The organism is Fulvivirga aurantia (assembly GCF_009711475.1).
GTDB classification, from domain to species: domain Bacteria; phylum Bacteroidota; class Bacteroidia; order Cytophagales; family Cyclobacteriaceae; genus Fulvivirga; species Fulvivirga aurantia.
In genome coordinates this window covers 1-7341 of sequence record NZ_SMMD01000756.1, presented here as the reverse complement: position 1 = coordinate 7341, position 7341 = coordinate 1, and the positions used below count along the sequence as shown (strand labels likewise).

Genomic DNA, 7341 nt, shown 5'->3' with positions numbered 1-7341 from the left:
AACTATAGACAACGATTAACCCCTTGGAGCAAGGTCTTCAAGGGGTTTTTTGTTTCTTACTTTTGAGATAGGTATTGCAGCATCTCGATCACCTGATCCTCATCTCTGGCCACCGCCATAGCTTGTGCATCTACTTCCTTGAGTGCATGCGTAAAATCCTCAGGGTGGATAACAATGTATGATTTGCCTAAAGCTGCAGCATAACCAGCATCAAATGCAGCATTCCACTGCCTGTATTTTTCACCAAATTTTATCACCACCAGGTCGGCATTTTCAATACCATTTTTAATTCTGACAGCATTTATTTTAGCTGCTTTATGGTCTTTCCAAAAGCTTTGCGGTTCATCTCCAAGTGCATTTACTCCAATATTATCGCTAGCGTCATGGTCAGTAACCGGGCCACTAAAGTCTACCGGTAGATTAAGTTTTTCTGCTTTTTGGATTAAGTTGTCTCTCCAAGAACTGTGAATCTCGCCAGAGAGAAATATGTTAAAGTGCATCATCGTATGTTTAGTTGTTTTATGGTCTCTTTAAACTTTTTAGATATTTCCTCAAATTGCTCGTGCATGTGGTTTTTTATAACCCAATCTCCATTAACGATGGTGCCCAGGGTAGCACTTGCATCACCAGAATAAACAATTGTGGAGGTGAGGGTTTTGTTTGAGGAGGTTGAAAACAAAGGAAAATCAGCGTTATAAACCACCGCATCAAAAGGCTGACCTACTCCAAAATATTGCTTGCAAGAGTTACCCATTGCTTTTCGACCGGAAAGCAGCGCCTGATTTAGGCCGTATGTGCCACTATCAGACTCTTGCTCAGATACGAAAGTATTACGGCCGTGGGTGGTAAGACGTTGGCCATAATCTAGCAACCTTAACTCCTCCAGCGGATTGAGCCCAACATGAGAGTCTGTCCCAATCGACCATTTGCCACCCAAATTTTGGTAAGTACGCAAAGGGAATATACCATCACCTAAATTACCTTCAGTTGAAGGGCACAGTACAACATGAGCGTGTGAGGAGGCCAAATCCTGTATCTCCTTAAAAGAAAGATGCGTGGCGTGAACCAGGTGAAAATTTTCATTAACTGGCGTGTTGGCTAGTAGCCACTCCACGGGTCTCATTCTCAAATATTCCTGTGCATCGAGTACTTCTTTTTTCTGCTCGGAGATATGAATATGGAAAGGTAAATTTTGAGGGGCTGATTCAATAGTTTCTTTAATTATCCCCGGCTCTACAGCCCTAAGCGAATGAATGCCCCAACCGATTGTGGCGTGATCACTATTAGAGCAAACAGCCTTTGAGGCCTCCAATAACTTAAAATAATCTTGACTAGTCGGGGAAATGAAACGCTTTTGTCTGGGTTGCGCTTCCATGCCGAAGCCGCCTTTTTGATAAAACATCGGCACTAGAGTAATCTTGATACCTGCTTTTTCTGCAGCAGCAACTAAACGAGCCCCATGCTCAGCTATATTTTCATAACACTTACCATTTTTGTCATGATGTAAATAATGAAACTCAGCCACATGCGTGTATCCATGGCGCAGCATTTCGGTATAAAGCATCGTTGCCACATTTTCGAGATCATCGGGAGACATGGTAAGTGCAATCTGATACATGGTCTCTCTCCAGGCCCAGAAATCATCATTTGAAGCATGCTCATGACGCTCAGCCACCCCTGCCATCGCATACTGGAAGGCGTGAGAATGCGCATTTTGAAAACCGGGAATTGCAAAGCCATTAACAATCTCAACATCATTTGCAGCCTCTTGATTAAACTCAATGTTTGAAATCAGACCATTTTCATTAAGCTCGATCATGGCATCATTCTGCCAACCTTCGTTTATTAGTATTTTTTTAAAAAAGAGCTTCTTCATTTAGTTGATAGTGTTTTGATCAATGACTCAAAAGTACTTTTTAGAATGGACCTTACGATGTCGGCACGCTCACCATGATAATTTTTTTCAGCGTTGTCCATGTAGTTAATTTTTGTCATTTCTAATTGCAACGCATGCTGATTTTGATCTGGTTTACCAAAATAACGTGTTAGATGGCCTCCTTTAAACGGGTCGTTGTGATTAACTTTTAATCGACTGTCTTCAAGTGTTTCAAGTGCTGCTTTGATCAGTTCAGGAGAGGCTGTCTTTTCATTGTTATCCCCTAAAATCAAATCTGGAAAAACCTCCTCACGGATCGTAGGTACATACTGTTTAATGCTATGTGCGTCCCAAAATAATACCTGACCAAACTCCTCTTTGAGCTCCTTGAGCAGGATCTCTATTTTTCTATAGTAAGGCCAATAATACGTGTTGATTCTCCTCTCAATTTCTTCCCGATCTGGCAGATCATCTTCATTGTAGATAGGATTACCAGAAAAACTCATGGTAGGGCATAAATCGGTGATGATTCTACCATCATCATACAAGGGTCTGCTTTCTGGGTCACGGTTAAGATCGATGACCCAACGGCTATATTTTGCAGTGATCATGGTTATACCCATTTCAGGAGCAAAATCATACAGCTTGTCGATAAACCAGTCAGTATCCTCAGGAGCCTGTATTTTTTCCTGGTCGTAATGCTCCTTCAATTCATCGGGGAATGCTGTGCCACTGTGAGGACTACTAATTAGTATTGGTACCTTTTTGCCCGAAGGCTTTATGATATGATAGGGTTCCATGATTTTACTTGCTTATTTTTTGGTCAAATATTCTTGTCTCTACATAAATAAAGAAGGCACTATTAATAATCAAGATACTAGCCTGAGCATTTAGATAACAACAAACACATAGAGAGTTTACTTTGCGTTAAAGCAATTTAATCAAGAAAATCACAAACACCCGTAGCTAATGATTGAGCTGCGGTAGGACACATTCTAAACCATAACTCCGGCTCGATCGCTTCTAACTCTGCCACAGCTAATTGATTATTATTATCTCTCACCACATCAACTCTTGCATAGACAGGCTTCAATTTACATTTGTCAATAACACCTTCTGCGAAATCAATTTCTTCCTGAGAAGCCTCATATTCAAAAACGCTTCCACCAAAATCGTCTTGAACTCTAAAGTCTCCTTCAGCAGCTCGCTTCAATACTGAGTGACTATATTTTCCATTGAATACCATATGAGAAACCTCTCCTTCTGAAAGAATATTCTTTATAAACGGCTGCAACATCATTGACTCATTGGCGATTAATTGGCCGTATAGCTCAGTGTAGGCACTTACTTTACTCGCGTTAATCCTATAGGTGTGGCGGGCCGTTCCAGAAATAGCAGGCTTGAGAATTACATTTTGCCAGCCGCTCTTTGAGATCAATTCTGCTAAAGGTTCTTTGCTGCCCTTAGTGATATAAAGAGTTGGCACTATATTTACACCCCATTGCTCAAGGTCGAGAAGGTAGTGCTTGTCGATATTCCACCAAATAAGCTCGATGGGATTAATTGTTTTAGTCAAAGTACTTATCCTCTTCAGCCACGGCTCAAACTCGTTATACCTTTCGAAATAGTCCCAAATCGTACGGAATAAAACAGATCGGGTGCCTGACCAGTCAAAATCGGGATCATCCCAGCTTACACGAGTAACGCGTAGCCCTTTTGCTTCGAGGGCTTCTTTAACCAATCGATCCTCTGTTAGTACATTGTTGATATAATCGTCAACCTCGGGAGGGTTTATATAGGCCTGGGTGGTAAGAATTGTGACATCGTACTTTGTCATAGCCTAAAGACGACTTTTTAGCTTAAGAATACGCTCATAAGATTCATTAATTCTTTGCTCAGTGAGCTTACCCTCTTTTACGAGCTTTCTAATAATGCTATGCACGGTATCAACAGTGCGTACTTCGCTATTTTGTATGTTATTAGAAAAAATCAATACATCAACACCGGCATCGATAGCCAGTAACAAGGCATTTTCTAGACCAAAATGCTTTTCTATAGCATGCATTTGCATATCGTCAGAGAAAATTACACCACGATGACCAAGACTATCTCTTAGAATGCCTGTCATTATTTTTCTGGAAAGCGTACCTGGCAGACCTGCTGGCTCCAGTTGTTTATTTACTATGTGCGCAGTCATGACCGCATCTACTTTTTCGGCATCCAGTAAGCCTATGTATGGTGAGAGCTCCTCTTTTTGCCAATAATCAGTTACATCGGCAATGCCAAGGTGTGTATCAGATAAAGAGCTTCCATGACCTGGAAAATGTTTTAAAACTGTGATTACATTATAAGCTCGGTGTGCATCAATCACTTCTGATGCATGTTTAACGACCTGGGAAGGATCATCAGAAAACGATCTACCATATTTTGCAATTACAGGATTGTCTTTATTTATTGACAGGTCTACGACTGGTGCAAAATTCACATTAAAACCAAGGCCCGATAACGTGCTTGCGGTTATTTCGGCATAGAATTTAGTAGAATCCAATGAGTTGGTTTCGCCAAGATATTCTGCAGTTACAGACTTAGGAAAGCTATATTTTTCTTTGAGCCGATTAACCGTTCCTCCTTCCTGATCGATGGCTACGAATAATGGTGTGGGGGCAGCTTTTTGCAATGTCCACGTAGCGCGCTTGAGATTAATGAAACTATTAGTTTTTGTAATATTCTTTTCAAAAAATATTACGCCTCCAACCTGGCCTTTCTTTACATTATTGAGTAGCTGATCATCTACCTCTTGCCCATTCATACCTACGAGTAGCATTTGGCCAATTTTGATATCCAGGCTATCGGTTTGCGCGTAACAGACAGTCGTTAGTAATGAAAGCGCAACGGTTAAAGTTTTTATCATATCAATAGTTATTGTATATCTTTTGAAGCAATTGCTCCATTTCTTTTTTTACAGGCCTGGATTCACCAGGGTAATTGTTATTCATAAAGCTAAATATAAATATCTTGCCAGATTTTGCTTTTAAGAACCCGCTAAGGCTGTGATTATTGCTGAGCGTGCCTGTTTTACCATAAATAAATGGCGCTTCCGATCTATAATAGTTTTCGAGAGTGCCATTAGATCCACCAGCAGCGATTAGTGCAAAAAGCCTTTCCTGACCTAATTGCTTGTATAACTGATGCCAAAGCCAGACCGCAGACCGAGGAGTCATGAGGTTATATCGAGACAAACCAGATCCATCTTTCCACACAAATGGGTCAGGGCTTTCTGATAAAAGAGAATCTTGAGCCCATTCTATAGCCTTTTTTACTTTAAGTGAGTCGCTAATAATGCCAGAGCAGACGAGAAGCAATTGTTCAGCTATGAAGTTGTCACTGTCTTGCATCATTACTTTGTAGACACTGTCTGTTGCCATGCTGTAAGCCACTTTGTAGTCTTTGGGAAGCGAGAGGTTCGTTATACTCACCGGCTTCTTGAGCGTGTCAGCTAATAATGCCGCGATGGTTTCATTATCAGCATGAAAAGGAACCTCTCGTTTGAAAGCCTCAGTATTTAATGCCGGCTCGTATTCAATTTCATTGTTTCCATAGCTCCTGGTAACCTGGCTTTTCCTGATTGAGTCTCCCAGCTGGAAGTTCGGCTTAAAGTACTCAACATCGAGACTTAAATAAGGCGTATTTTTTTGCTTTCGAATGGTCATGTAATTTCCATAAATAGGAAAAGCTGATTTCTCGCTTGAGAATGAATATAAATAATCATCCCAGGCCCAACCCGGCCCGAAATGGTTGTCGGCAAAGTTTGAAAAGGACAGGTATATGGGCTTATCTATTTCTTGAAGGCGATTATTGATTTTACCTTGAGGTAAGTTGCCATACAAAAAAGAAGGATCTCCACTACCCCAGATTACAAGGGAGTCGTTAGTCTCTAAGTAATAATAGGCCGGAATGGAGTCTCCAATAATATTGACAGCCGTATAAAAAGTTAAGATTTTGGTGTTTGAGGCTGGGGTAAAATACTTATCTGCGTTTCGTTGATAGATGTTTTTATCAGCTTCCAGGTCATACAGCACAAACCCGGAGTGATGTTGAAAAGTGGACTCCATTGCTGCCAGATCCTGTGAGATTTGACGTGTGGAAGAGCAAGCACTTAGAATTAATAAAATGGTTAAGCCCCAAAAAATTTTCATTTTGGGAAATTACACAACTTCTAGGATTAATTAGAAAGATAGCGCTCTAATAGCACCTTGCGGTGATGAGTTTCATGACCCACAATTATAAAACCTAGCAATTCGGCAGACATTTGAAGACCATTTGCAGTACCTACTCGCTTAAGCATGTTTTCTGAGAAGCTGCTGAAAAGGTCAACAGTAGCGGCACGCACATTGGCGTACTCTTCAGCGATTTTATATAATCTTCTGCTATTGGCATTTGATTCTACTGCCCAGTCATTCTCATTAAATCCAGGCAGGTCAGTTTTGTCATTTCTCGCAAACCACAACGCCCGGTAGGCAAACACTCTTTCAGCATCGATCATATGGGCGATCACTTCTTTGATTGTCCATTTATCCTCTGCGTATGCATAAGCGCCAGATGTTTCTTGCACAGACCTGATGAGTTCGAGTGTTTCATTACCACTTGTAATGAGTGCTGGAATTAAGTCATCTTGCTCAACCGCATTTACGTAGCGCTGATAGAATTCTGGTAAATCGAAGTTAAATTGAGGCATGGTTTAAATATAAGTCAATATAAAAGTAAATGAAAAATGCCTACGAAATAGGTAGGCATTTCCATTACATATATGTGTTGTCTTTTAAGCGGCTTTCCACTTGATGGTACAGCCTATAGCTTTCGTTTTAGTAACTTCTGGTTTCTTACCTTTTAGAAGAGCATCAACAGCATCTTCTACATACTTTTTGTCAGCATCTGCTGCACTTCTGGTATTGTTATCGATGGCACCGATGTAGTTTACAACCAAATTACCATCATCTTTATTAAGCACATAAACGTGAGGTGTGTTGGTTGCACCAAACTTCTTAGCTACTTCCTGGGTATCATCATACAGATAAGCATGCTTATAGTTGTTCTTTTTAGCATACGACACCATCTCATCGAAAGAGTCTCCCGGTGATCTTCCTGGGTCGTTTGGCTGAATGGCTACTACAGGATAGCCTTTAGATTCATATTTGGCATGTAATTCCTTTATTCTTTCTAAATATGCCTTTGAGTAAGGACAGGTGTTGCAGTCAAATATTAAGATAAATCCTTTTGCATCTTCATAATCGGCCAATGAGACCATCTCGCCTTCTACACTTTTCAGCTCAAAGTCATCAACAGAGTCGCCAACCTGGTACCCGCCTTTGGGTGCTCCCGCGAAAAACACGAATACACAGGCAATTAGTAATAATTTTGATTTTAGCATGGTAATAGATTTTATGGTTTTATAAAAGCAGTGAGTA

At 40.6% G+C, this 7341-nt stretch carries 8 protein-coding genes; all 8 read right to left on the bottom strand.

Annotated elements, in window-relative coordinates; all coding sequences use genetic code 11:
• Positions 1-56 precede the first annotated feature (56 nt).
• A complete protein-coding gene (locus E1176_RS09260; RefSeq protein ID WP_222933122.1) occupies positions 57-503 on the bottom strand; it encodes a YtoQ family protein in 447 nt (148 codons plus the stop codon).
• Positions 500-1876 carry a formimidoylglutamate deiminase gene (gene hutF, locus E1176_RS09255; RefSeq protein ID WP_155210328.1) on the bottom strand — a complete coding sequence of 459 codons (1377 nt, stop codon included), beginning with the start codon at positions 1874-1876 and terminating at the stop codon, positions 500-502. Before hutF ends, E1176_RS09260 begins: the two co-directional genes overlap by 4 nt.
• Positions 1873-2676, bottom strand: a complete 804-nt coding sequence (locus E1176_RS09250) for an N-formylglutamate amidohydrolase (protein ID WP_155210327.1) — start codon at positions 2674-2676, stop codon at positions 1873-1875. Before E1176_RS09250 ends, hutF begins: the two co-directional genes overlap by 4 nt.
• 137 nt (positions 2677-2813) lie before the next feature.
• Entirely contained in the window at positions 2814-3713 is a 900-nt protein-coding gene (locus E1176_RS09245; protein WP_155210326.1) for an ATP-grasp domain-containing protein, read from the bottom strand.
• 3 nt (positions 3714-3716) lie between these two features.
• A complete protein-coding gene (locus tag E1176_RS09240; protein WP_155210325.1) occupies positions 3717-4787 on the bottom strand; it encodes a glycoside hydrolase family 3 protein in 1071 nt (356 codons plus the stop codon).
• Between the two features lies 1 nt (position 4788).
• Positions 4789-5988, bottom strand: a complete 1200-nt coding sequence (locus E1176_RS09235) for a D-alanyl-D-alanine carboxypeptidase/D-alanyl-D-alanine-endopeptidase (RefSeq protein ID WP_222933121.1) — start codon at positions 5986-5988, stop codon at positions 4789-4791.
• Positions 5989-6098: 110 nt separating this feature from the next.
• Positions 6099-6611, bottom strand: a complete 513-nt coding sequence (locus tag E1176_RS09230) for a DinB family protein (protein WP_155210323.1) — start codon at positions 6609-6611, stop codon at positions 6099-6101.
• A gap of 84 nt (positions 6612-6695) precedes the next feature.
• On the bottom strand, positions 6696-7304 hold the full coding sequence (locus tag E1176_RS09225) for a thioredoxin family protein (protein ID WP_155210322.1): 609 nt from the start codon (positions 7302-7304) through the stop codon (positions 6696-6698).
• Positions 7305-7341 lie beyond the last annotated feature (37 nt).

Coding starts and splice junctions, on each gene's coding strand:
- E1176_RS09260 (WP_222933122.1), bottom strand. CDS start 503: ATGATGCACTTTAACATATTTCTCTCTGGCGAGATTCACAGTTCTTGG.
- hutF (WP_155210328.1), bottom strand. CDS start 1,876: ATGAAGAAGCTCTTTTTTAAAAAAATACTAATAAACGAAGGTTGGCAG.
- E1176_RS09250 (WP_155210327.1), bottom strand. CDS start 2,676: ATGGAACCCTATCATATCATAAAGCCTTCGGGCAAAAAGGTACCAATA.
- E1176_RS09245 (WP_155210326.1), bottom strand. CDS start 3,713: ATGACAAAGTACGATGTCACAATTCTTACCACCCAGGCCTATATAAAC.
- E1176_RS09240 (WP_155210325.1), bottom strand. CDS start 4,787: ATGATAAAAACTTTAACCGTTGCGCTTTCATTACTAACGACTGTCTGT.
- E1176_RS09235 (WP_222933121.1), bottom strand. CDS start 5,988: ATGGAGTCCACTTTTCAACATCACTCCGGGTTTGTGCTGTATGACCTG.
- E1176_RS09230 (WP_155210323.1), bottom strand. CDS start 6,611: ATGCCTCAATTTAACTTCGATTTACCAGAATTCTATCAGCGCTACGTA.
- E1176_RS09225 (WP_155210322.1), bottom strand. CDS start 7,304: ATGCTAAAATCAAAATTATTACTAATTGCCTGTGTATTCGTGTTTTTC.